This is a genomic window from Rhizobium esperanzae (assembly GCF_014197615.1).
GTDB lineage: Bacteria > Pseudomonadota > Alphaproteobacteria > Rhizobiales > Rhizobiaceae > Rhizobium > Rhizobium esperanzae_A.
Genome location: NZ_JACIFY010000003.1, coordinates 199,106 through 224,430 on the forward strand (window position 1 = coordinate 199,106; position 25,325 = coordinate 224,430).

At 62.9% G+C, this 25,325-nt stretch carries 14 protein-coding genes; 7 read left to right on the forward strand and 7 right to left on the reverse strand.

The annotated features are described in order from the left end of the window. The first annotated feature begins 114 nt into the window (after positions 1-114). From GGD57_RS05760 to glgB, 3 genes are read left to right on the forward strand one after another with little or no spacing between them, the layout of a single operon-like run. A complete protein-coding gene (locus GGD57_RS05760) occupies positions 115-3,342 on the forward strand; it encodes an alpha-1,4-glucan--maltose-1-phosphate maltosyltransferase (RefSeq protein ID WP_184467727.1) in 3,228 nt (1,075 codons plus the stop codon). Continuing rightward, positions 3,343-6,624: a maltose alpha-D-glucosyltransferase gene (treS, locus tag GGD57_RS05765; protein WP_184467729.1), complete on the forward strand. Its 3,282-nt coding sequence runs from the start codon at positions 3,343-3,345 to the stop codon at positions 6,622-6,624. After that, positions 6,621-8,819 (forward strand): 1,4-alpha-glucan branching protein GlgB, encoded by a 2,199-nt coding sequence (gene glgB, locus GGD57_RS05770; protein ID WP_184467732.1) that lies wholly within the window; start codon positions 6,621-6,623, stop codon positions 8,817-8,819. The genes treS and glgB overlap by 4 nt, the downstream gene beginning before the upstream one ends. 22 nt (positions 8,820-8,841) lie before the next feature. Here the strand turns inward: glgB and GGD57_RS05775 are convergent, their stop codons facing one another. Then, complete coding sequence (locus GGD57_RS05775; protein ID WP_184467734.1) at positions 8,842-10,470, reverse strand: thiamine pyrophosphate-dependent enzyme; 1,629 nt, start codon at positions 10,468-10,470, stop codon at positions 8,842-8,844. A 25-nt stretch (positions 10,471-10,495) separates the two neighbouring features. Then, positions 10,496-11,674, reverse strand: coding sequence for an aromatic amino acid transaminase (locus GGD57_RS05780; protein ID WP_184467736.1), 1,179 nt, complete (start codon positions 11,672-11,674; stop codon positions 10,496-10,498). Between the two features lie 156 nt (positions 11,675-11,830). Between GGD57_RS05780 and GGD57_RS05785 the strand changes: the two genes are divergently transcribed. Continuing rightward, positions 11,831-12,298, forward strand: a complete 468-nt coding sequence (locus tag GGD57_RS05785) for an Lrp/AsnC family transcriptional regulator (protein WP_184467738.1) — start codon at positions 11,831-11,833, stop codon at positions 12,296-12,298. A 127-nt stretch (positions 12,299-12,425) separates the two neighbouring features. Continuing rightward, on the forward strand, positions 12,426-13,217 hold the full coding sequence (locus GGD57_RS05790; protein ID WP_184467740.1) for a hypothetical protein: 792 nt from the start codon (positions 12,426-12,428) through the stop codon (positions 13,215-13,217). Between the two features lie 119 nt (positions 13,218-13,336). On the opposite strand, the gene GGD57_RS05795 is transcribed toward GGD57_RS05790, so the two are convergent. The 5 genes from GGD57_RS05795 to GGD57_RS05815 form a co-directional block, all read right to left on the reverse strand. After that, the gene (locus GGD57_RS05795; protein WP_184467742.1) at positions 13,337-14,098 is read right to left on the reverse strand and encodes an ABC transporter ATP-binding protein; all 762 of its coding nucleotides are present in this window, start codon (positions 14,096-14,098) and stop codon (positions 13,337-13,339) included. Further along, a complete protein-coding gene (locus tag GGD57_RS05800) occupies positions 14,095-15,135 on the reverse strand; it encodes an iron chelate uptake ABC transporter family permease subunit (protein WP_184467743.1) in 1,041 nt (346 codons plus the stop codon). The genes GGD57_RS05795 and GGD57_RS05800 overlap by 4 nt, the downstream gene beginning before the upstream one ends. Then, positions 15,132-16,157, reverse strand: coding sequence for an ABC transporter substrate-binding protein (locus GGD57_RS05805; RefSeq protein WP_184467745.1), 1,026 nt, complete (start codon positions 16,155-16,157; stop codon positions 15,132-15,134). The genes GGD57_RS05800 and GGD57_RS05805 overlap by 4 nt, the downstream gene beginning before the upstream one ends. 199 nt (positions 16,158-16,356) lie before the next feature. Beyond that, positions 16,357-16,638 (reverse strand): hypothetical protein, encoded by a 282-nt coding sequence (locus GGD57_RS05810; protein WP_184467747.1) that lies wholly within the window; start codon positions 16,636-16,638, stop codon positions 16,357-16,359. Positions 16,639-16,689: 51 nt separating this feature from the next. Beyond that, positions 16,690-17,142, reverse strand: coding sequence for a hypothetical protein (locus tag GGD57_RS05815; RefSeq protein WP_184467749.1), 453 nt, complete (start codon positions 17,140-17,142; stop codon positions 16,690-16,692). 167 nt (positions 17,143-17,309) lie between these two features. Here GGD57_RS05815 and GGD57_RS05820 point away from each other — a divergent pair, with 167 nt between their 5' ends. Both GGD57_RS05820 and GGD57_RS05825 read left to right on the forward strand, forming a co-directional pair. After that, complete coding sequence (locus tag GGD57_RS05820; protein ID WP_184467751.1) at positions 17,310-23,609, forward strand: HAMP domain-containing protein; 6,300 nt, start codon at positions 17,310-17,312, stop codon at positions 23,607-23,609. A 10-nt stretch (positions 23,610-23,619) separates the two neighbouring features. Continuing rightward, positions 23,620-25,296 (forward strand): response regulator, encoded by a 1,677-nt coding sequence (locus GGD57_RS05825; RefSeq protein WP_184467753.1) that lies wholly within the window; start codon positions 23,620-23,622, stop codon positions 25,294-25,296. Positions 25,297-25,325 lie beyond the last annotated feature (29 nt).

The following is a 25,325-nucleotide window of genomic DNA, read 5'->3' on the forward strand; positions in this document are numbered from 1 at the left end:
ATGTCGTCTTCCATCTCTCCTTACGATGCCTCATGCAGCCGTGAATTGACGGGTTGAGTGGAACAACCTCCGCCAAAGGAAGTTTGCCTGAAAAGCAACTCGAGGCGGCGGCCGATGTTACTCTCTGCGAAGCAGGGTGCGTTCAGCACCCCACCCCGGATCTATTATGTCAATCCGCTACTTCTCCAAGGCATCGATGCATGGCGCGAGGTTTTCGGTCATGCGGCGGATACCGGCTTCGACCATGTGCTGACGGCGCCGCTCTTCGACCGGGGTGGGGATTGCAGCATTTTTACCTCTCGGGATTTCGACCGCCTCGACCCTGAATTGCAACTGGGAAGCGCGGTCGAGGAGGGGCTGTCGCGCCTCGTGGAGGCCGCCGGCACGAGCGGCGTCGGCTTGATGATGGACCTGATGCTCGACGGGAAGGCCCGAGACCCGCAAGCGGGCTTTCGTCCCGTCGATCCCCGCCGCTCGCCGCTCGACCCGGCGGAGCCGATGACCATGATGGGAGCGGAGCGGCAATCGCAGTTGCTGGCGGAATGGACTGAACGGCTGCGGCGGTTCTCCGGCTTCGGCCTCTCCGGCTATCGGGTGCTCGGGATCGATCGCGCAGCGCCCGCGTTTTTCAAATCGCTGATCACGGCGGTCCGTGAGAAGGCTGACACGCAATTCCTCGCATGGACGCCCGGCACCGATTTTGCGGTGAGGCGAGCGATCGCGGATGCGGGTTTTACAGGATGTTTCTCATCGATGGCCTGGTGGGATCTCGACGAGAGATGGTTCGTCGAGGAGCATAACGTTCAGGAGCCGCTTGGCTGGCAGGTCGCCTTTCCCGAGCCGCCCTTTGCAAGGCGGATCGCGCATGGGACCGAGAGCCGCGAAATCCTCGAGCGGTGCGCCGTCAGGGCGCTGCGGCTCGCCGCCTCGCTTGGCGGCGGCCTCATGGTTCCCATGGGTTTCGAATACGGTGCGGCCACCCCGCTCGATCCCACGCATGGAGACGGCTCTGGTTTGCGGAAGCTCCGCCATGATCTCGCCTTCGATATTTCCTCCGAGATACGCCTCGCCAATACCGAGATCGCCAAGGCCGGCCGTGCGCGCGCTCCATCGCTTCGCCTGATCCGAAACGCCAGCGGGCCGGTTTCAGCGCTGGTGCAGTCCGAGGAGCAGGATCTTCGCAGCGCGTCGAATGTGCGGTTCGTCCTGATCAACAGGGACCTCCGGCGAAGTGCGCCCGCGCCGGTGACGGCGCTTCGCGAGGCTGTTTCCGGTTATCTCCCTGTCACGGCCGATGGCGCGGTCCTGCGCCTGCGGGCAGGGGAGATGCGGATCATCGAAGGCCAGGCGCCGGAACCGATCACATCGCGGCCGGCCCTTGACGTCGAACAGGCGACAGCCTCGCCGCGGCTTGCCATCGAAAACATCACGCCGCGGGTCGATGACGGACGCTTCCCCGTCAAGCGCGTCGTCGGCGAGACCGTCACCGTCGAGGCCGACATATTCGCCGACGGCCAGGATCCGATCGCCGCCGTCCTGCTCTCGAAGCCGCACGATGCCATGGCGGAGTGGAACGAGACTGAGATGCAACTGGTCGAGAACGACCGCTGGCGCGCCGAATTCCTGCTGGAACGCGTCGGGCGCTACGAATTCGCGGTCGAGGCATGGAAGAACGCCTTCGCGATCTTCCGTTACGAGCTGACCAAAAAGAACGATGCGAGGCTGGACCTGAAGCTGGAGCTTCAGGAGGGCTTGAACCTCGTTCGCGCCGCGAAGGCTGAGGCGCCAGCGGCACTCGGCGCCGATTTGCAGGCTCTCATCGGCAATCTCGAAAACGCCTCCGATTCCGAACGCACGGCGATCCTGCTCGATCCCCAGACTTCCGAGTTGATGAACCGGGCCGACAGGCGGCCATTCCGGCTTCGCTCCACGGCGAGCGCCGTCGATTCAGAACGCAAATCGGCAGCCTTCGCCAGCTGGTATCAGATCTTCCCGCGCTCGCAGAGCGGCGACCCGAACCGGCACGGCACCTTCGATGACGTCATCCCGCGACTGCCCGCCATCCGCGACATGGGCTTCGACGTGCTTTACTTCCCGCCCATCCATCCGATCGGTTCGACCAACCGGAAGGGGCGCAACAACAGCCTTAAGGCCGCGCCTGACGATCCCGGCAGCCCCTATGCCATCGGCTCCGAGGAGGGCGGCCATGATGCCATCCATCCCGAGCTCGGCGATTTCGAGGATTTCGGCCGGCTGGTCGAGGAGGCAGGCCGGCATGGGCTGGAGATCGCCCTCGACCTTGCGATCCAGGCTTCGCCGGACCATCCCTGGCTGACGGAGCATCCCGGCTGGTTCGACTGGCGGCCCGACGGCACGATCAAATATGCCGAAAACCCGCCGAAGAAATACGAGGACATCGTCAATGTCGATTTCTACACGAAGGACGCGCTGCCCTCTCTATGGGTGGAGCTTCGGGATATCGTCCAACTGTGGGTCGACCAGGGCGTCAAGCTGTTTCGCGTCGACAATCCGCACACCAAGCCTTTCCCATTCTGGGAATGGCTGATCGGCGATATCCGGACGCGCCATCCCGACGTCGTTTTTCTGTCGGAAGCCTTCACCAAGCCGAAGGTCATGTACCGGCTGGCGAAGATCGGCTTCTCCCAGTCCTACACCTACTTCACCTGGCGCAACGCCAAGTGGGAACTCGAGCAATATATGCGGGAGCTGACGCAGACGGCGCCGAAGGAGTTCTTCCGCCCGCATTTCTTCGTCAACACCCATGACATCAATCCGGATTTTCTCCAGAACGCGCCGCGCCCGGCCTTCCTGATCCGCGCGGCTTTGGCCGCCACCTTGTCGGGCCTTTGGGGCGTCTATAACGGTTTCGAACTTTGCGAGGGGCGCCCCGATGCCAAGCGCAAGGAATATGCCGACAGCGAGAAATACGAGATCCGCGCCTGGGATTACGACAGGCCGGGCAACATCATCGCCGAAATCAGGATGCTGAACCGCATTCGCAACGAAAACCCGGCGCTGCATTCGCATCTCGGGCTGACGCTGCTGAATGCGTGGAATGAAAACATCCTGTTCTTCGAGAAGGCGAGCCGCGCCCGCGACAATGTTTTGCTGATCGCGATCAGCCTCGACCCCCATAATTTTCAGGAAAGCGATGTCGAGCTGCCGCTCTGGAAGTGGTCGCTCGGCGACGGCGGCGGGCTCGACGCCGAGGATTTGGTCACGGGGCATCGGTTCAGGTGGAACGGCAAACGGCAGAGGGTGAGCTTCAATCCTCAGATCCTGCCCTTTGCGATCTGGCGCGTTCGCGCAGCGGAGGCATGAATGGACACGATGAATCCCGGCAACACCGAGCAGCCGCTCTGGTACAAGGATGCGATCATCTACCAGCTGCACATCAAGTCGTTCTACGACGCCAATGGCGACGGCGTCGGCGATTTTGCCGGCCTGCACGACAAGCTCGATCACATCGCCGCACTCGGCGTCAATGCCATCTGGCTCCTGCCTTTCTTTCCCTCGCCGCGCCGCGACGATGGTTACGACATCGCCGATTACGGCAATGTCAGCCCGGATTACGGGACCGTGGAGGATTTCCGCGCTTTCGTCGACGCAGCCCACCAGCGCAATATCCGCGTCATCATCGAGCTCGTCATCAACCACACCTCCGACCAGCATCCCTGGTTCCAGCGCGCGCGCCAGGCGCCCGCGGGATCGCCCGAGCGCGACTTCTACGTCTGGTCGGACAGCGACCAGAAATTCCCGGAAACCCGCATCATCTTCCTCGATACGGAAAAATCCAACTGGACGTGGGATGCCGTCGCCGGCGCCTACTACTGGCACCGCTTCTATTCCCACCAGCCGGATCTCAATTTCGACAGCCCGCTCGTTATGGAGGAATTGCTGAAGGTGATGCGCTTCTGGCTGGAAACCGGCATTGACGGCTTCCGCCTCGACGCGATCCCTTACCTAGTCGAGCGCGAGGGCACGATCAACGAGAACCTGCCGGAAACCCATGCGATCCTCAAGCGCATCCGCGCCGCGCTAGACGCCACCCACCCCGGCGTCATGCTGCTGGCCGAGGCCAATCAATGGCCGGAGGATACGCGCGAATATTTCGGTGAGGGTGACGAGTGCCATATGGCTTTCCACTTCCCGCTGATGCCGCGCATGTATATGGCGATCGCCAAGGAAGACCGGTTTCCGATCACCGATATCCTGCGCCAGACGCCGGAAATCCCCGAGAATTGCCAATGGGCGATCTTTCTGCGCAACCATGACGAGCTGACGCTCGAAATGGTGACGGACGCCGAGCGGGATTATCTCTGGGAGACCTATGCCTCCGACAAGCGCGCCCGCATCAATCTCGGCATCAGGCGGCGTCTGGCGCCGCTGATGGAGCGCGACCGCCGGCGCATCGAGCTGATGAATGCGCTTCTGCTCTCGATGCCAGGAACGCCTGTGATCTATTACGGCGACGAGATCGGCATGGGCGACAACATCTATCTCGGCGACCGCGACGGGGTGAGGACGCCGATGCAATGGTCGCCCGACCGCAATGGCGGCTTTTCCCGGACGGACCCGGCGCGTCTCGTCCTGCCGCTGATCGGCGATCCGCTCTACGGGTTCGAGGCCGTCAACGTCGAGGCGCAGAGCACCGACGCGCATTCGCTGCTCAACTGGACGCGCAAGATGCTGGCGCTGCGTGGGCGGCATCCGGCCTTCGGGCGCGGCTCGCTGCGGTTTCTCTCGCCAGAGAACCGGAAAATCCTTGCCTATCTCAGGGAATATGAGGGCGAGACGCTGATGTGCGTCGCGAACCTGTCGCGGCTGCCGCAAGCGGTCGAGCTTGACCTCTCGGCCTTCGAGGGCCGCGTGCCGATCGAACTGACGGGCATGTCGCCCTTTCCGCCGATCGGCCAGCTGACCTATCTGCTGACGCTGCCGCCCTACGGCTTTTTCTGGTTCCTGCTGGAGGCCGATGCCGATCCGCCGGCATGGCGCACCGCGCCGCCCGAACAATTGCCCGATCTCGTGACGATGGTGATCCGCCGCGGCCTGCTCGATCTCGTCGACGAGCCGCGGCTCGGACGCGTCCTCAGCAACGAAATTCTACCTGCTTACCTCGCCAAGCGGCGCTGGTTCGGCGCGAAGGACCAGCCGCTTCAGGCGGCGCGGCTGATCTCGGCGACGCCGATCCCCTATGCCGACGGGATCGTCCTCGGCGAACTGGAGGTGGAGCTGCCGGATCACAGCGAAGCCTACCAGCTGCCGCTGGCGGTCGCCTGGGACGATGCGCAGCCCTCCGCTCTGACGCAGCAGCTTGCGCTCGGGCGGGTTCGCCAGGGCAGGCGGGTCGGTTTCCTCACGGATGGGTTCGCTGTGGAGGCGATGGCGCGCGGCATCCTGCGCGGGCTGGCCGACCGCTCGCGCATCACCGGGCGCACCGGCACCCTCGAATTTCTCGGCACCGAGCGGCTCGACCGTCTTGATGTGACCGACGACATGCCGGTTCATTGGCTTTCGGCCGAGCAATCCAACAGTTCGCTCATCGTCGGCGATACCGCCATGATCAAGCTGATCCGGCACATTTTCCCGGGTGTCCATCCGGAGGTCGAGATGACGCGGTTTCTGACCTGCGCGGGTTATGATCACACCGCTCCGCTGCTCGGCGAGGTCGCGCACACCGATTCCAGCGGGCGGCGCTCGACACTGATCATCGTCCAGGGCGCGATCCGCAACCAGGGCGACGCCTGGAACTGGATGCTCAACAATCTGCGCCGCGGCGCCGACGAACTCGTGCTGGCCGACCCGGCGGTCGAGCCCGGCGACGACGTCTTCCAGCCGCTGATCAGCTTCGTCGCCATGGTCGGCATGAGGCTCGGCGAATTGCATGTCGTGCTTTCCGGGGAAAATGACGACGAGGCTTTCAGTCCCGTCGTCGCCGGCGACGATGAGGTGGAGGCGATCAGGAAGGCGGTGGCGGGCGAAGTCGCCTATGCCATGTCGAAACTGGCGGAACGCGAGGAAAATGCCGATCCCGCGATCGATCTTCTCGCCCGCCCGCTTCTGGAGCGCCGTTCCGAGCTCGTCGAACTTGGCGCGAGGCTGGCGGAGAGCGCCCGCGGCACGCTGATGACGCGCACGCATGGCGACTTCCATCTCGGCCAGATCCTGGTCAGCGAGGGCGATGCCGTCATCATCGACTTCGAAGGCGAGCCCGCGAAAAATCTCGCCGAACGCCGGGCGAAGACGGTTCCGTTGCGAGATGTCGCCGGGCTTCTGAGGTCGCTCAGCTACCTCGTCGCCACCGCCCAGCTCGACAATGACGCGGTCACCGAACACGAAAACGAGGTGCGCCGCGACGCCATCGCTCGTTTCGGGCGCCATGCCGAGAAGGCCTTTCTCGATGCTTATTGGCAAGCGGTCTCCGCATCGAAGGCGCTCGCCATGCCGACGGAACAGCGGCGGAGGGTTCTCGATGCTTTTCTTCTCGAAAAGGCCGCTTACGAAGTCGCCTATGAAGCCCGCATCAGGCCGAAGTGGCTGCCGATCCCGCTTGCCGGCCTAACCGAAATCGTATCGCGCTTGGCGGGGGTAACGGCATGAATGTCGAACGCTCGGAACTTCTCGCAGGCATCGGGCACGATGCGCTCTGGGCCTTGATCGAAGGCCGCCACGGCGATCCCTTCTCGATCCTCGGCCCGCATGAGAGCGGCGGCATGACGATCGTGCGCGTCTATTTGCCGGGCGCCGAAGGCGTCGACCTCATCGAAGCGGCGAGCGGCAGGGTGGTGGCGCCTTTCAGCATCGCTCATCCCTCCGGCCTGTTTGCGGCGGCGGTGGGTTCGAGGATGCCCTACCGGTTGCGGATCACATGGCCGGACGGCGAACAGATCACCGAGGACCCCTATAGCTTTGGGCTTCTGCTCGGGGAACTCGATCTCCACCTGATATCCGAGGGCACCCATTACAGCCTGAGCCGGACGCTCGGCGCGGTGGAGATGTCGGTCGACGAGGTCGCTGGGGTTCGTTTCGCCGTCTGGGCGCCGAATGCCCGCCGCGTCTCTGTCGTCGGCGATTTCAACGCCTGGGACGGGCGGCGAAACCCGATGCGGCTGCGGCAGTCGGCCGGCGTCTGGGAACTGTTCGTGTCTCGGCTCGCGCCCGGCGAGAGATACAAATTCGAAATCATCGACGCGCATGGCAATTGCCTGCCGCAGAAGGCCGACCCGGTGGCGAGAGCGAGCGAAGCCGCCCCGTCCACCGCATCGATCGTCGCATCGTCGACGCGGTTTCGATGGACGGACGATGATTGGATGAAGGGCCGGTCGCGACAGGAGAGGCTGGACGGTCCGATCTCCGTCTACGAGGTGCATGCCGGTTCCTGGCTGCGCGAAAGCGGCGGGCGATCACTCGACTGGGCCGAGCTCAGCCAGCGGCTCGTTCCCTATACAAGTGAGATGGGGTTTACTCATATCGAGCTGCTGCCGATCATGGAGCATCCTTTCGGCGGCTCCTGGGGTTATCAGCCGCTCGGCCTCTTCGCTCCGACCGGCCGTTACGGCACGCCGGAGGATTTCGCCTATTTCATCGACCGCTGCCACGGCGCCGGGATCGGCGTCATCCTCGACTGGGTGCCGGCCCATTTCCCTACGGATGTCTGGGGGCTCGCCCGCTTCGACGGCACGGCGCTTTACGAGCATGAGGATCCGCGCGAGGGCTTTCACCGCGATTGGAACACGCTGATCTACAATCTCGGCCGCAACGAGGTAAAGGGCTTCCTGATCGCCAGCGCGCTCGAATGGCTCGAACGCTACCACATCGACGGATTGCGCGTCGACGCCGTCGCCTCGATGCTCTACCGCGACTACAGCCGTAACGAGGGGGAATGGATTCCCAATCAATATGGCGGGCGCGAAAATCTCGAAGCGGTGGAATTCTTCAAGCACCTGAACAGCATCATTCACGAGCGCTGCCCGCATGCCATGACGATCGCCGAGGAATCGACAGCCTGGCCCGGGGTGACGAAGCCGCCGGAAGAGGGCGGGCTCGGCTTCGACATGAAGTGGAACATGGGCTGGATGCATGACAGCCTAAGCTATATCGAGAAAGATCCCGTCTACCGGAGCTATCACCACGGTACGATGACCTTCGGGATGATCTATGCCTATTCCGAACGCTTCATCCTGCCGATTTCGCATGACGAGGTCGTTTACGGAAAGGGCTCGCTGCTCGGCAAGATGCCGGGTGACGAGTGGCAGAAATTCGCCAATCTGCGCAGCTACCTCGCCTTCATGTGGGGCCATCCCGGCAAGAAGCTGATGTTCATGGGAGGCGAGATCGCCCAGCCCGGCGAGTGGAACCATGACGCCTCAATCAGCTGGGATGTGCTGGACCGGCCGGCGCATGCCGGGCTTCAGCGGCTGGTCAAGGATTTGAACGGTTTTTACGGAGAAGAGCCGGCCATGCAGTTCGGCGATTTTCATTCCGAAGGCTTCGAATGGGCGGCGGCGAACGACAGCGTCAATTCCGTTCTCGGCATGCTGCGTTATGCCCCGGAGCGCTCGTCCTCCGTCCTCGTCGTCTCGAACTTCACGCCGGTGCCGCGTTACGGCTACCGGATCGGCGTGCCGCGGGACGGCGTGTGGATCGAGCGGATGACGACGGATGCGCGCGAATATGGCGGCTCCGGGCTTGTCAACGGCGCAGTGCCGAGCGAACCCGTACCCGCCCACGGCAGGCCGCATTCGCTCTCGCTGACGCTGCCGCCGCTGGCGACGGTTTTTCTCAAGTCACCTTGATAGAGCTTCACGTCCCTTCCGGTCATTCCGCGTGCGGAGCCGGATGAATGAAAGGCCAGGGGCTCGCCTCCGAGCCCTTTTCGACGGGAACCTCGATGAGGACAGGTTCATCGAGAGCAAGCGCTTTCTCCAATACCTCCCTCAATTCGCCGGGGCTCGTCGCCTTGAAGGAGCGGATGCCGAAGCTCTCGCCCAGGGCGACGAAATCGGGATTGGTGAGATCCGAGCCGAGATAACGGCCTTTATAGGTCTGCTTCTGATCGCGCAGCACATTGCCGTAGGCGGAATTGTTGAAGACGATGGCGACGACATTGATCTTGTGCTGGACGGCGGTGGCAAGTTCTTGAACACCGAACATGAAGCCGCCATCCCCTGAAACCGAGATAACGGCTTTATCAGGATGGGCGACTTTCACACCCAGGGCGGTGTTGAAGCCGAAACCGAGATTATCCTGGTAACCGCATGTCACATATTGGCGAGGACCGTAGGTCGGGAATGCAAAGCGCGCCGTAAAGCCCATCTGGCTGACCTCCTCGACGAAAAAGCCATCTCTGGGCAGGGCTTCGCGAATGGCATCGAGATAGGCGAGCTGCGGTTGCACGGCCGAGAAGCGCGCCTTGGCCTCCCTGTTGAACTCGGCAAATTCGCTCGTGCGGTTCTCGCGACGCGTGCCCGTGAGGGCGTCGATCAGAGCTTGCGTCCCATCGCTTGCATCCGCGACGATACCGATATCAGGCTTGAGGCGCACCATCTCGGTCGGATCGACATCGATGCGGATGATCTTCAGCCCCTTTGGCAGCCATTTCCAGCGCATGAACTGCAATTCGAGCCGGCTGCCGACCCCGATCAGCACGTCGACCTTCTTCCAATATTCATAGGCGGCGACGAAATTCAGGTAGTTCGGGTGGTCGTCGGCGACGATGCCCTTGCCGGAACGATGCGAAGTGACAGGCGCCTGCAGCAGTTCCGCCAGCGCGGCAATCTCCGCACCGGCATCCGCCGCGCCGCCGCCGACCATGATCATCGGATTACTGGCGCCTGATATCAGTGCCGCCGCGGCGGCGATCTGATCGGGATTGACCGCCGGATGAGGCGCGCGCGTTGCTACGGGAACGTCGATTTCAGGGCCGGCTTGTCCGAACACGTCCCACGGCGCTTCGACCGCTCCCGGGCCCTGGCGGCCGGAGAGCATTTTGGCGACGACCTCGGCCATGACGGGCCCGGCCTCGGATTGATGGTCGATGCGCTCCGCTGTCTTGGTAATCCCGCGCATCGTCGCGAGCTGATCCGGCAGTTCGTGCAATTGCCCTCTGCCGCGGCCGATCAGGTGCGACATGATGTTGCCGGTGACACAGAGTACCGGCGCATTGGCGCCGTAAGCGGTGCAGAGGGCCGCACCCGAGTTGAGAACACCTGGGCCTGGCACGACGGTATAGGCGCCGATCCGGCCGGTGGATTTGGCATAGCCATAGGCCATGTAGCCCGCACCCTGTTCATGCCGGGTGTGAATGAACCGGATCTTATCGCCGGCGTCACAAAGGGCGTCGTTGAAATCATACATATGGGCGCCGGGGATGCCGAAGACCGTGTCGATCCCGTGGGCGACAAGCGAACGGGTGATCGCCTGGCCGGTCGTTTCTTTCCTGCTCATTCGAAAGCTCCAAGAATGCGATTGGTTATGATTTCAGGCAGCCTTCGGCCCGGAGCGCCGCGACGATGGCGCCGGCATCGGTGGGCTGCATGCCGGCGAGGTTCATGCGTCCGGAATTCGCCATGTAGATGCCGTGGTTTGCCCTGAGCGCGACTGCCGTTTCCCTACGCATGGAGAGATTGGAGAACAGGCCGCGTTGCCGGCTGATGAAGGCGAGATCGGGAGAGGCGGCGGCCAGTGCCGCGCGATTGCCGTTGACGCGCTCGCACATTTCTTCGAGCTCCGCACGCCACATTGCCGTCATTTCGGGGCTTTCGAGAATGACCCTGACGACGGCCGCGCCATGGTCCGGCGGCATGGACCAGTTGACGCGGGCAAGCGCCGCCATATTGCTTTCGGCCTTTGCGACGTCGTCGGCATTGCGGGCCACGACGTAGAGCGCGCCGACGCGCTCGCGATAGAGGCCGAAGTTCTTGTCGCAGGAATAGGCGATCAGCGCCTCGTCGACCGCATCGAGGATCATGCGTGCCGGCGCGGCATCCTGTTCGAGACCGTCGCCGAGCCCCTGATAGGCAAGATCGATGAAGGGCACCAGCCTGTGCGCAACGAGGAGATCGGCAATCTCTCGCCACTGCTCCATGGTGAAATCGATGCCCGTGGGATTATGGCAGCAACCATGAAGCAGCACGACGTCGCCCTCGTTGGCGGAAGACAAGGCTTCTACCACGCTTTCGAATTTCACCTGCTGTAACGTAAGGTCGACGAAGGCATATTCCTTCACGGTCAGGCGCGCCGAAGAGAAGATCGGCGCATGGTTGGGCCAGCTCGGCGTCCCCAGGAGAACCTTCGTCGATGGGTTTGCCGTTTGGATGAGCTCCGCGCCGAGGCGGAGCGCGCCGCTTCCGCCCGGCGTCTGAATGCCGACGAGGCGTTGGGCAAATTTCGGCGAGTGTCCGAAGATAATCGGCTCAAGCAGGCGGACGAATTGCAGATCGCCTTCGGGGCCGAGATATTTCTTGCTGTCCTGGGTTTCGAGAAGAAGCTGCTCCGCCGCCTTGACGGCACGCATGACGGGCGTGCGTCCCATGGCGTCGCGATAGACGCCGACGCCGAGGTCGATCTTTCCGGAGCGCTCGTCGGCCTGAAAGGCCTTGATGAGTGCAAGCAGGCTGTCGGCCGGCCGGTTCTTCAGTTCCTCAAACACGAGCTCCACCTCCGTTTTTAGTGTCATTGGCCGGAGATTAACGGAACTTTCGCGACGAATTTCTGCGATTATCTCCTTTCATAGGTGAATCGATGCAGACAATCGGCGCATAACGGCTATATTGCGCAGAAATTCCCCTTATATGAGAGGGCATCAATGCTCGACCAGTTCGATATCAAATTGCTTGCCGCCCTCCAGCAGAACAGCGAGTTGACGCAGAGCGAGCTGTCCCAGAAGGTTAATCTCTCCGCCACTCAATGCGCCCGCCGTTTGGAAAGGCTGCGCAAGGAGCAATATATCCAGAGCGTCGTCGCCATCCTCAATCCTGTCAAACTGGGCTTTACCGTCGTCGCGCATACGCTCGTCAGCCTCCGGGCGCATACCGAGGGCGGAAATGAGCGGCTGCATCGCTTCATCGAGACCGCGCCGGAGATCCTGGAGTGCTATTCGCAGACCGGCGACGCCGATTTTCTGATGAAGGTCATGACGCGCGACCTCGACCATCTCAGCCAGTTTCTCGAACGAATGATCCGGGTCACCGACAATCTGGCCTCGGTCAAATCGAGCATCGTGCTCAAGACGATCAAGAAGACCACCGCTCTGCCGCTGCAAATCATGACGTGAGCGTGTCAGCGCATGGAAGTTGCCGCAGCAAACAGAGAGACACGCATACCGAACTTGCCAAAGCCCACCAAGACCCGATAGCCAAGAAATCATGATCTCTGCGTATTGATACCGGGAGAACTCTCAAATGGTATTCGGGTGGCGGCTTTTTGGGCTCGCTCTGATCGTGGCTGTGCTTTCCTCGCCGGCCTGGATCGCTTGGCAGTGGCACGCCGAGCATCAGATCTACGCCGATCCGGAAGACCCCGCGCTGACCATCACACCTCAGCACATCGAGGCATTGCGGAAACTGCAGTTTGCGTGGAGCACCTCGATCGAAAGCGGGGGGCCTGTTGTCAATCCACTCGCTCCATATGGCAGCGACGATCTGGCCGCTGACCTCGGCCCGATCATCGGCACGAGTGATCGAATTGCCATCGCCCGATTTCACCGCGAGGTCTCGACACTGCTGACTTGGGCTCTTGCGAACTGCGGCCTAGCGGACGGACAATATCACCTCGACCATCTCGATAATGCGACGATGCAACGCCGGCTTCGGAACGATCTCGCTGGATTGCCGGGTGCACGGATTAATTCATATCTGGCAGAAATGCCGCGCCTTGAGCCAGATGGCTTTTTTCAATTCACCCGCCAGCATCTCCAACTCCTGCACCACCTGAGCTTCGAGTGGCCGGACAGTCGGATCATCTCGACCGTCGCCGGTGAAGGCTATCCCGCGCCCGTGGTCAATTTCAAGCGACCGTTCGGCGACATGAGCGCGTTTGAAATCGATATGGCCGCGATTCTGGGCCAGCCTCGCCCCGTTCTCGACCATGTTGATCCAGCGCTGAATCGTTATTATTGGGAAATGTGGCCAGCACTCCAGGTATTCGTGCAGAACGTTCGCCTGGACGCCGCAAAGTCGACCTGCGTGGACTAGAGCATGATGCCGAAAAGTGTGAGCGGTTTTCGGACGACATCATGCTCTAACTCTTTAATTTAGAACAGGATTCAGATTTTAGGCCAATCGGGCCTAAAATCATCCTGTTCTGGCCGCTCTCACTTGAGATAGTGGATGTGCGGGCGGGAGTGATAGGGCGAGGCTTCGACGCGCGCCTCGATCGAGAAGACCTCGCGCAGGAGCTTTTCGCTCAGCACGTCCTCAGGCGCGCCGGAAGCGACGATCCTGCCCTGCTGCATGATAACAAGCGCATCACAGAACATGGCGGCATGGTTGAGATCGTGCAGGGCGACGATGCTGGTGATCGGCAGGCGGGAGACGAGCCGCATCAGACCGATCTGGTGCTGGATGTCGAGATGGTTTGTCGGTTCGTCGAGGATCAGCTCCTGCGGCGACTGGGCGAGCGCCCTGGCGATGTGGGTGCGCTGTTTTTCGCCGCCCGAGAGGCTCTGCCAGCGCTCGTCGCGCTTTTCCGCCATGCCGGCGCGCGCCAGTGCGGCCTCGACCGCCTCTTCGTCGGCTCTCGTCCAGCCGGAGAACATCGACCGGTGCGGGAAGCGGCCGAGCTTGACGACGTCGACGACCTTCAGATTGGCGTTGGTCGTCGCGTGCTGCTCGACGAAGGCGATGCGCCGGGCGATCGAGCGGCGGCTGATCGTGCCGATATCGCTGCGGTCGAGCGTGACGCGGCCGGAATGCGGCCTCTTCAGACCGGCGAGAAGCCTGAGCAGCGACGTCTTGCCGGAGCCGTTCGGCCCGAGCAGGCCGAGCATCCGGCCGGGCTGCGCCTCCATGGAGATGCCGTCCAGAATGGTCTTCCTGCCAATTTTCCAGGTGAGGTTGTCGGCCTTGATGCTCATGACGCGCGCTGGAACCGGTAGAGGATGATCGAGAAGAAGGGAACGCCGACCAACGCCGTGACGACGCCGATCGGCAGAATCTGGTTGGGAATAAGCGCGCGCGCGGCAATGTCGGCGAGCACCATGAAGATGGCGCCCGCGATGGCGCAGGCCGGCAGGAGACGGATATGCAGCGGCCCGACGACGAAGCGGGCGACATGCGGCACGACGAGGCCGACGAAGCCGATCGAGCCGACCATGCTGACGATGGTGGCCGTCATCATCGCGGTCAGCGCAAAGAGCACCATTCTGGCGCGGCCGACATTGACGCCGAGCGAGGATGCCGCTTCATCGCCGAACGCGAAGGCGTCGAGCACGCGGGCATAGAGCAGGCAGGCGGCGAGGCCGAAGCCGACGACGATCGAGACCAGCGCGAATTCCGGCCAGCGTACGCCGCTGAAGCTGCCGAGCAACCAGAACATGACGTCACGCGCCTGCTGCGCATTGGCCGAGGTGGTGACGATATAAGAGGTCGAGGCGTTGAAGAGCTGCGATGCGGCGACACCGGCAAGGATGGTGCGGTCCGCGCCGCCGCGCGTGCCGTTCGACAGCAGCGCCACGAAGAAGAAGGCCGCGAAAGCACCGGCGAATGCGCCTGCCGAGAGCGACACCGCGCCGGCGCCGAGGCCCAGGATGACGATCGCGACCGCGCCGGTGGAGGCCCCGGCGGAGATGCCGAGCACATAGGGCTCGGCCAGCGGGTTGCGCAGCAGCGACTGCATGACGGCGCCCGACAGCGCCAGCCCCGCGCCGCAGAAGGCGGCGACGAGCGCGCGGCTCAGGCGATAATCCCAGATGACGGTCTCATGGATGCGGTTGAGCTCGACCGCGGTCCAGCCGAGCCGGTTGGTGACGGCCGAAAAAGTGGTCGCAAGCGGAATCGGCAGGTCGCCGATCCCGACGCTGACGCCGATGGCGACAGCGATGAGGCAGAGGGAAGCCAGGAGCAGTGCGGTGGCGGCTCCCAGCTGCCGGAAGAGACGGCCCGCGTCGGTCACTTCAGCAGACCGAGGGCCTTCAGCTGCTCGGCAACCTGCTCGGCGCCGTAGATCGTGCGGATGGTCGGGTTCATGGCCTGGCCGTCCATCACGACGAGCGCCTTGTTCTTGACGGCCGGGATCTGGCTGACGGCCGGATCGGTGTTCAGGAAGTTGATCTTCGCCTCGGGCTTGTCGAGCTCCCAGCGGTTGCGGTCGAGGCTGGCGACGACGATGACGTCGGGGTTGGAGGCGATGATGCCTTCCCAGCCGACGGTCGGCCATTCCGCATCCGCGGTGATCGCATTGTGTCCGCCAAGCAGGTCGGCGATGAAGCCGGAGGCGCTGTTCTTGCCGCCGACATAGGCATCGGCCGACGGGCTGGGGCTGGAGAACCAGAAGACGTAGGACAGGTTCTTGCCATCCTTGGCAACGCTGCTGCGAAGCTTGGCTTCACGCGCCTTGAAGTCGGCAATCACAGCCTGGCCGCGATCGGCGACGTCGAAAATCTGAGAGAGTTCGTCGATCTCCCTGTAGAGGAGATCCATGTTCCACAGCTCGCCGCGGCTGCCGTACTGGTCCTTGACGTCCTTGGTGCTGAGGCAGGTGCTCGGCGAGAGATAGGTGGAAACGCCAACCTTGTCGAAATCCTCGCGCTTGGCGATCTTGCTGTTCGGTCCGACCAGGCTCGGCAGGGCGACGGCCACGAAATCGGGATTTTCGGCGAGCATGGATTCGAAGGTCGGCATCTCCACAGTCAGGAGCTTGACCTTGGCGTTGGCTTCGGCAAGCTGCGGCAGCACCTTGCTCGGCCAGAAGGCCGTGCCGACCATCTTGTCCTGGAGGCCGAGCAGCAGCAGGATTTCCGCGCTGTTCTGGCCAAGGCCGATCGCCCGCTCGGGCGCCTTCTTGAACGTCACTTGAGCGCCGCAGTTTTCGAGCGTCAGCGGGTATGTCGTCGAACCGGCAAATGACGGGGCTGCGGCAAGGCCGATCAGGGCGGAGAGGCCGCAGGCGGCCAGAAGTGATTTGAGGCTGGTCACGAAGAAATCCCGGTGCGTGAGTATGTCTGCCGGGGTATAGACTGAGGGATCACTGGAAAACAAGACGAAAAAAATCAACTTATATGAAAAGTCGACAGCGCTCGTGGGAACAGTCGAAACCCGGCGGATCGGGACGCTCCCGATTGCGATATCGACGCGGACCTGTTCTGCAGGGTCAGCAATAAGCAGCAGAACTTACTCAGCTCAGTTTTGCCACCAGCTTGGCGTAGCTGGAGAACGCCAGCCGCTCCCCCTTCTGGCTCGCCTCGTTGGCAAGCAGAAGTACGCGAAGGGGAAAGAGGGTCGCTGCCCGGTTGGCGTCGGATAGTTCGGGTCCGTTGTCGTCTTCGACCGTTTTCTTGGCCTTCGAAAGCGCAACTGCCATCTCTTCATGGGTGAGCAGTCCTTTTTCGACGATCGCTTGGGATATCGACGCCATGGCCATTATGAGGCCTTCGAGCTGCAGGTTCGCTGTATTCATCGTGCCCTCCAACGAAAAGAAGCGGTCTCGCCCGCCGCTGTCAAATCCACATCAATCCTGCTCTACCGGCCGGATCGTGTCGACCGAAATCACTCCGTCGACGACCCCGCGTTTGACGTCACGTCTATCCCGGTCAATCTCGATGACAGTGTAGAGTTTGTCGTCCCGAAAAGCGCTGGCGTTGGCCGTCGTGACATCTTCGGCCGGCGCCGCATCGACTTCCATGAAATCGAGCTCGCGGCTGGCGGCGACGATCCTGGCATCACCAGGCGTCCGGGCGGCCACAACGATGGTGCCGTGGTTGGGGGCATTGCCCCATCTGGGATCGTTGGGTTTAGCAATCGGCTGCAGTCGGTAAATGTTGAGAATCTCGCCGCCGGCTTCGGGCGATGCCTCCGCCGCCGCATCCTGCATCTGCGCCTGGCTCTCGACCGACCGTCCGAAGGTGGTCGGGCTGGTCGCGTTGTTGATGTCGTCCTTGCCGGTTCTTGAGACGTTCGACATGTCGTTCTCCTTGTCAGGACGGAAACGACGGCCGGCGGGAAACTGTTCCCGCGCAGACAAAGTTTGGCCGTTGACGTTGGGTTAGGCCAATCTCTGCAACCCTGCGGCACACCCATACCCTTTTTCCAGCGGAGCACTAATTACCCTCTGTCGAACAGGGGGATTTCGTGAGCAAGCAAACCAGTGAATTTTCGCGCGACGACGCTGCGGCCGAAAGCCTCAATGGGCATGACCACAAAAGCATGGCGTTCGATGATGCCAGCGCGCTTCTGGAGGTTCTGGTCGCCGTCAGGCGCGGCGACTTTTCTGTGCGGATGCGTTCGGATCTCACCGGCGTCACCGGCAAGGTCGCAGATGCCCTCAACGATATCATCGCCGCCAACCAGCGCATGGCCCAGCAGCTCGAACACGTCGGGCAGGTCGTCGGTCGGGACGGGCGGACGAGCACGCGGGTGCGCTTCGGCCTGTCCGACGGCTCCTGGTCCGAGATGGAGGGCTCGATCAACGGCCTGATCGACGATCTCCTGTGGCCGACGACGGCCGTCACCCGCACAATCACCGCGGTCGCCAAGGGCGACCTGCTGCAGACCGTGCCGCTCGACGTCGACGGACGGGCGCTGAAAGGCGAATTCCTGCGCTCGGCCGATATCGTCAACACGATGATCAAACAGCTGAGCGTCTTCACCTCCGAGGTGACGCGTGTCGCCCGCGAGGTCGGCACCGACGGAAAGCTCGGCGGGCAGGCGCAGGTGCCTGAAGTGACCGGCGTCTGGAAGGACCTCACTGAAAGCGTCAACTCGATGGCATCGAACCTGACGGCGCAGGTGCGCAACATCGCCGAGGTGACGATCGCGGTCGCCAACGGCGACCTTTCCAAGAAGATCACCGTCGACGTGCGCGGCGAGATCCTGCAGTTGAAGGAAGCGATCAACACCATGGTCGACCAGCTGCGCTCCTTCGCCTCCGAAGTGACGCGCGTTGCCCGCGAAGTCGGCACCGAAGGCAAGCTCGGCGGGCAGGCGCTGGTGCCCGGTGTCGCCGGCACCTGGAAGGACCTGACAGACAGCGTCAACGCCATGTGCGGCAACCTGACGGCGCAGGTGCGCAACATCGCCCAGGTGACGACGGCGGTGGCGCGCGGCGACCTCTCACGCAAGATCACCGTCGACGTCTCGGGCGAAATCCTGGAACTCAAGGAAACCATCAACACGATGGTCGATCAGCTGAACGGCTTTGCCGGTGAAGTGACGCGCGTCGCCCGCGAAGTCGGCACCGAGGGCCGTCTCGGTGGTCAGGCGCAGGTGCCAGGTGTCGCCGGCACCTGGAAGGATCTGACCGACAACGTCAATTCTATGGCCTCGAACCTGACGGCGCAGGTGCGCAATATCGCCGAGGTTTCCACAGCGATCGCCAATGGCGACCTGTCGAAGAAGATCACGGTGACGGTGTCGGGCGAAATCCTGGAACTGAAGGAAACCATCAACACGATGGTCGATCAGTTGAATGCCTTCGCCTCGGAAGTGACGCGTGTGGCGCGTGAAGTCGGCACGGAAGGCCGGCTCGGCGGCCAGGCGAACGTGCGCGGCGTCGCCGGCACCTGGAAGGACCTGACCGAGAACGTCAACTCGATGGGCGGCAACCTGACGGCGCAGGTGCGCAACATCGCCGAGGTCTCCACCGCGATCGCCAATGGCGATCTGTCGAAAAAGATCACTGTCGACGTGAAGGGCGAAATCCTCGAACTGAAGGAAACCATCAACACGATGGTCGACCAGCTGAACGCCTTCGCCTCGGAAGTGACGCGTGTGGCCCGCGAAGTCGGCACGGAGGGCCGGCTCGGCGGCCAGGCCAATGTGCGCGGTGTGGCAGGCACCTGGAAGGACCTGACCGACAGTGTCAATTCCATGGCCTCGAACCTGACAGGCCAGGTGCGCAACATTGCCGAAGTCGCGACCGCGGTCGCCCAGGGCGACCTTTCCAAGAAGATCACCGTCACGGTGTCGGGTGAAATCCTGGAACTCAAGGAAACCATCAACACGATGGTCGATCAGCTCAACGGTTTTGCCGGCGAGGTGACGCGTGTGGCGCGCGAAGTCGGCACGGAAGGGCGGCTCGGCGGTCAGGCGAACGTGCTCGGCGTCGCCGGCACCTGGAAGGACCTGACCGACAGCGTCAATTCCATGGCCGGCAACCTGACGGCGCAGGTGCGCAATATCGCCGAAGTCTCGACAGCGATCGCCAATGGCGACCTATCGAAAAAGATCACCGTATCGGTCTCGGGCGAAATCCTCGAACTCAAGGAAACGCTGAACACCATGGTGGATCAGCTGAATCGCTTCGCCTCGGAAGTGACGCGCGTGGCGCGCGAGGTCGGCACCGAAGGCAAGCTCGGCGGCCAGGCGCAGGTGCCGGGTGTCGCGGGCACCTGGAAGGACCTCACCGAAAACGTCAACTCGATGGCTTCGAACCTGACAGGTCAGGTGCGCAACATCGCCGAAGTGACCACCGCCGTGGCGCGCGGCGACCTCTCGCGCAAGATCACCGTCGATGTGAAGGGGGAAATCCTCGAGCTGAAGAACACCATCAACACGATGGTGGACCAGCTCAACGCCTTCGCCGGCGAAGTCACACGCGTCGCCCGCGAAGTCGGCACGGAAGGCAAGCTCGGCGGCCAGGCGCAGGTTTCCGGTGTCGCCGGCACCTGGAAGGATTTGACCGACAGCGTCAACTCGATGGCCGGCAACCTGACGGCGCAGGTGCGCAACATCGCCGAGGTGGCGACCGCGATCGCCAATGGCGACCTGTCGCGCAAGATCACCGTCGATGTGCGCGGCGAAATCCTGCTGCTGAAGGACACGCTGAATACCATGGTCGATCAGCTCCGCTCCTTCGCCGGCGAGGTGACGCGCGTCGCCCGCGAGGTCGGCACCGATGGCCGCCTCGGCGGCCAGGCCGTCGTTCCCGGCGTCGCCGGCACCTGGAAGGACCTGACCGACAACGTCAACCTGCTCGCCGCCAACCTCACGACCCAGGTGCGTAACATCGCCGAAGTCACGACCGCCGTGGCGCGCGGCGACCTCTCTCGCAAGATCACCGTCGATGTGAAGGGCGAAATCCTCGAATTGAAGAACACCATCAATACCATGGTGGACCAGTTGAACGCTTTCGCCGGCGAAGTCACACGCGTGGCGCGCGAAGTCGGCACCGAAGGCAAGCTCGGCGGCCAGGCGCAGGTGCCTGGGGTTGCCGGCACCTGGAAGGATCTGACCGACACCGTCAATGTCATGGCCGCAAACCTCACGGAACAGGTGCGCGGCATCGTCAAGGTGGTGACGGCGGTGGCGAACGGCGACCTCAAGCAGAACCTCACCGTCGCCTCCAAGGGCGAAGTGGCAGCGCTTGCTGAAACCATCAACAACATGACCAACACGCTTGCGACCTTCGCCGATCAGGTGACGACGGTTGCGCGCGAAGTCGGCGTCGAGGGCCGCCTCGGCGGTCAGGCGAACGTGCCCGGCACCGCGGGAACGTGGAAAGACCTGACCGGCAACGTCAACCTGCTGGCCGCCAATCTGACGACCCAGGTGCGCGCCATCGCCGAGGTTGCCACCGCCGTCACCAAGGGCGACCTGACGCGCTCGATCAAGGTCGACGCGCGCGGCGAAGTCGCCGAGCTCAAGGACAACATCAACACGATGATCGACAACCTGCGCCTGACGACGGAGCGCAACACCGAGCAGGACTGGCTGAAGACCAATCTGGCGCGCTTCACCAACATGCTGCAGGGCCAACGCGACCTGACGCTGGTCGGCAAGATGATGCTCTCGGAATTGGCGCCGCTGGTCGGTGCGCATCAGGGTGTCATCTACCAGGTGGATGCCGACGAAGAGCAGGCGTTTCTGTCGCTGCTTTCGGTCTATGCGCAGGGCGTCGAGGCAGCGCATCCGCTGCGGCTCGACTTCGGCCAGGGCCTCGTCGGGCAATGCGCCAGCGACGCCCGCCGCATTCTCGTCACCGATCTTCCCGACAACGTCGTCCCGATCAGCTCCGGCGTGTTCACGACGCTACCGCGGAGCGCGATCGTGCTGCCGGTGCATTTCGAGGGGCAGGTGAAGGCGGTGATCGAGCTTGCCTCGGCCGGCGAATTCACCGAACTGCAGCTCTCCTTCCTCGACCAACTGACGACCTCGATCGGCATCGTCCTCAACTCGATCGAAGCGACGATGCAGACCGAAGGGCTGCTCAAGCAATCCCAGCAACTCGCTGCCGAGTTGCAGACGCAGCAGCGCGAGCTGCAGCAGACCAATGAACAGCTCGGCCAGAAGGCGCAGCAGCTGGAGGAACGCAACGTCGAAGTCGAGGCGAAGAACCAGGAGATCGAACAGGCAAGGCGCGCGCTGGAGGAAAAGGCGACCGAACTGGCGCTGACATCGAAATACAAATCCGAATTTCTCGCCAACATGTCGCATGAGCTGCGCACGCCGCTGAATTCGATCCTCATCCTCGGCCAGCAGCTTGGGGAAAACCCCGACGGCAACCTGTCGGGCAAGCAGGTCGAGTTCGCAAAGACGATCCACGGCGCAGGAACCGATCTGCTGAACCTCATCAGCGACATTCTTGACCTCTCGAAGATCGAATCCGGTACCGTCTCGGTCGATGCCGAGGAGATCTTCGTCAGCAACCTGCTCGAGATGATGGCCCGGCCTTTCCGGCATGAGGCCGAAAACCGGAACCTGTCGTTCGCGGTCGAGGTGGGCGGCGATCTCACCAAGAGCATCATTACCGATTCGAAGCGCCTGCAGCAGATCCTCAAGAACCTGCTGTCGAACGCCTTCAAATTCACCGCGCAGGGCGGCGTGACGCTTCGCGTCGCCTTGGCAACCAGTGGCTGGTCGCCCGATCATCCGTCGCTCCGGCATGCGCCTTCGGTGATCGCCTTCGAAGTCGTCGACACCGGCATCGGCATTCCGCCGGAAAAGCAGCGCATCATTTTCGAGGCGTTCCAGCAGGCAGATGCTTCCACAAGCCGCAAATATGGCGGCACCGGCCTCGGCCTGGCGATCAGCCGCGAGTTGGCGAACCTGCTCGGTGGCGAGATCCAATTGCGCAGCACGCCGGGCGTCGGCAGCACCTTCGTGCTTTACCTGCCGCTGACCTATGTCGGTGCCGGTGCGGTTAGCCCCAAGCCCGCCCCGGCGCCGGCGAATGTCGTGGAATTTGCCGAAGCGGCTGCCCGCCGCGCCGAGAAACCCGTCGAACACGTCGCAGACGATCGTCATCGGATAGCGGTCGGCGACTCCGTGCTGCTCATCGTCGAAGACGATGCGCATTACGCCCGCGTCCTCGTCGATCTGGCTCGCGACAATGGCTTCAAGGTGCTGGTCGCGATGCGCGGCAGCGATGCGCTTGTTCTCGCGCAGGAATACAAGCCGTCAGCGATCTCGCTTGATATCTTCCTGCCCGACATGCTCGGCTGGACGGTGCTAAGCCAGCTCAAGCAGAATTCGCAGACGCGGCATATTCCGGTGCAGATCATCAGCCTCGACGAGGACCGCCAGCATGGGCTGACCCGCGGCGCCTTTGCCTTCATGAGCAAACCGACGACGCCGGAGGGCCTCGGCAAGGCCCTGTCCCGTCTGAAAGCCTATGCCGAGCCGCGCCGCAAGCAACTGCTGCTGGTGGAAGACAATGAGGCCGAGCGCATGAGCGTGACCGCTCTTCTCGGGCACGACGACATCGACATCACCAGTGTCGGCTCAGGATCGGAGGCGCTCGCCGTTCTGCGGCAGGGCTCCGCCGATTGCGTCGTGCTTGATCTGACGCTGCCCGATATGTCCGGCTTCGACGTGCTGGAGCAGATCCGTGACGACGACGCGATCGGCGAAGTGCCGGTAGTCGTCTTCACCGGCCGGGAGCTCTCGCTCGAGGAGGATGCGACGCTGCACAGCATGGCCCGCAGCGTCGTGGTCAAGGGGGTGGAGTCGCCCGAGCGCCTGCTCGACGAGACCGCGCTCTTCCTGCACCGGGTCGTCGCCGACCTGCCGGCGGCAAAACAGGCGACGTTGCAGGACCTGCACAGCTCGGACGAGGATCTCGTCGGCGAAACGGTGCTGCTCGTCGACGACGATGCCCGCAACATCTTCGCGCTGAGCAGCGTGCTGGAGCGGCGGGGCATGCGGGTGCTGACCGCGACGACCGGCAGCGAAGCCATCGACGTCATCAACAACGAAGCCTCTGTCGCGATCGTGCTGATGGACATCATGATGCCCGGAATGGACGGTTACGAGACGATGCAGGTCATCCGCTCCGAGCCCCGCTTCCGGCGGCTGCCGATCCTGGCGCTGACGGCCAAGGCGATGAAGGGTGACCGGGAGAAATGCCTGGAAGCCGGCGCGTCGGACTATCTGGCAAAGCCCGTCAATACCGAGCAGCTCCTGTCGGCGCTGCGCATGTGGCTGCATCGCTGAGGACCCGGCCATGAACCCCGTCAACATCCTCCTCGTCGACGACCAGCCCGCCAAGCTCCTGAGCTATGAGGTCATTCTCGAAGAACTCGAGGAAAACCTCATCAAGGCGCAATCGGCGCGCGAAGCCTTCGAGCACCTGTTGCGCACCGAAATCGCGGTCATTCTCGTCGATGTCTGCATGCCCGAGCAGGATGGCTTCGAGCTCGTCGGCATGATCCGCCAGCATCCGCGCTACCAGAACACGCCGATCATCTTCGTTTCCGCGGTGATGCTGGCCGAACCCGACCGGCTGCGCGGCTATGCCGTCGGCGCCGTCGATTACGTCTCCGTACCGATCGTTCCGGAGGTGCTGAGAGCCAAGGTCAGGGTCTTTGCCGATCTCTACAGGAAGACGCGGGAGCTCGAACGCCTGAATGCCGATCTGGAGGCTCGTGTTCGCCAGCGCACAGCCGAACTCGAGGCTTCGGCGGCGCAACTGCGTCAGCTCAACGAGGAGCTCGAGAACCGGATTGATCAAAGGACGCGCGAGCGCGAGGAGGCGCTCGCCCAGCTCTTCGAGGCGCAGAAGCTCGACACGATCGGCCATCTCACAGGCGGCGTGGCGCATGACTTCAACAACCTCCTCATGGCGGTGCTCGGCAGCCTGAGCCTGTTGAAAAAACGGCTTCCGGCCGATGAACGCAGCGAACGCCTGGTGACCAACGCGATCCAGGCGGCCGAACGCGGCACGGCGCTGACCCAGCGCCTGCTTGCCTTCGCCCGCCGCCAGGAATTGAAGCCGCAAGCGATCGATTTCCTCCGACTGTTCGAGAATGTCGAGGATCTTCTCGCCAAGGCGGTGGGTCCGCGTATCGAAATCCGCAAAAGCATCCCGGCCGATCTCGCGCCCCTCCTGGTGGATAGCAACCAGCTGGAGCTGGCGCTGCTCAACCTCTTCGTCAATGCGCGCGACGCGCTGGAAAGCGGAGGGGCGGTGACGGTTGCCGCGGCTCACACCGAAGAGGCCCGGCCGGCTGGTTTGACCGGCGGCAATTACATCAGAATATCGGTGTCGGACGATGGCGAAGGCATGGACGAGGCAACCGTCTCGCGTGCCGCCGAACCGTTTTTTACCACCAAAGGGGTCGGCAAAGGCACGGGTCTCGGCCTGTCGATGGTTCATGGCCTGGCCGCGCAATCCGGCGGCTCGATCCAGATATCGAGCGTCAGGGGCAAGGGTACGACCGTCTCCCTGTGGCTGCCCGTCGCCGAGACTTTCGTCAAGACGGAGCCCGCCGTCGAGCCCCCTGCGACGGAACCCTTGATGCCGGTATCGCGGCCGCTTGCCATTCTCGTTGTCGATGACGATGCGCTTGTCCGGACAGGAACCGTGGCGATGCTGGAGGATCTCGGACATTTGCCGCGGGAAGCATCTTCGGCCTCCCAGGCTTTGGAATTCCTTGCCGGCGGACCGAATTGCGATCTCGTCATCACCGATCACGCCATGCCCGGCATGACCGGCGCCGAGCTTGCTCGTCATCTTCGTTCCTCTTTCCCGGGCCTGCCCATTATTCTCGCCTCGGGCTATGCCGAGTTTTCCGAAGACCATGGGCTCGGCCGGATGCTGAGGATGACCAAGCCGTTCACCCAGGAACAGCTTCAGAGGGCCATGGATCAGGCGCTTTCGGGCAAGGTCGCGGCGGCCTGACGGTTGGGGCGCAGGCGTGTTTCACGGAC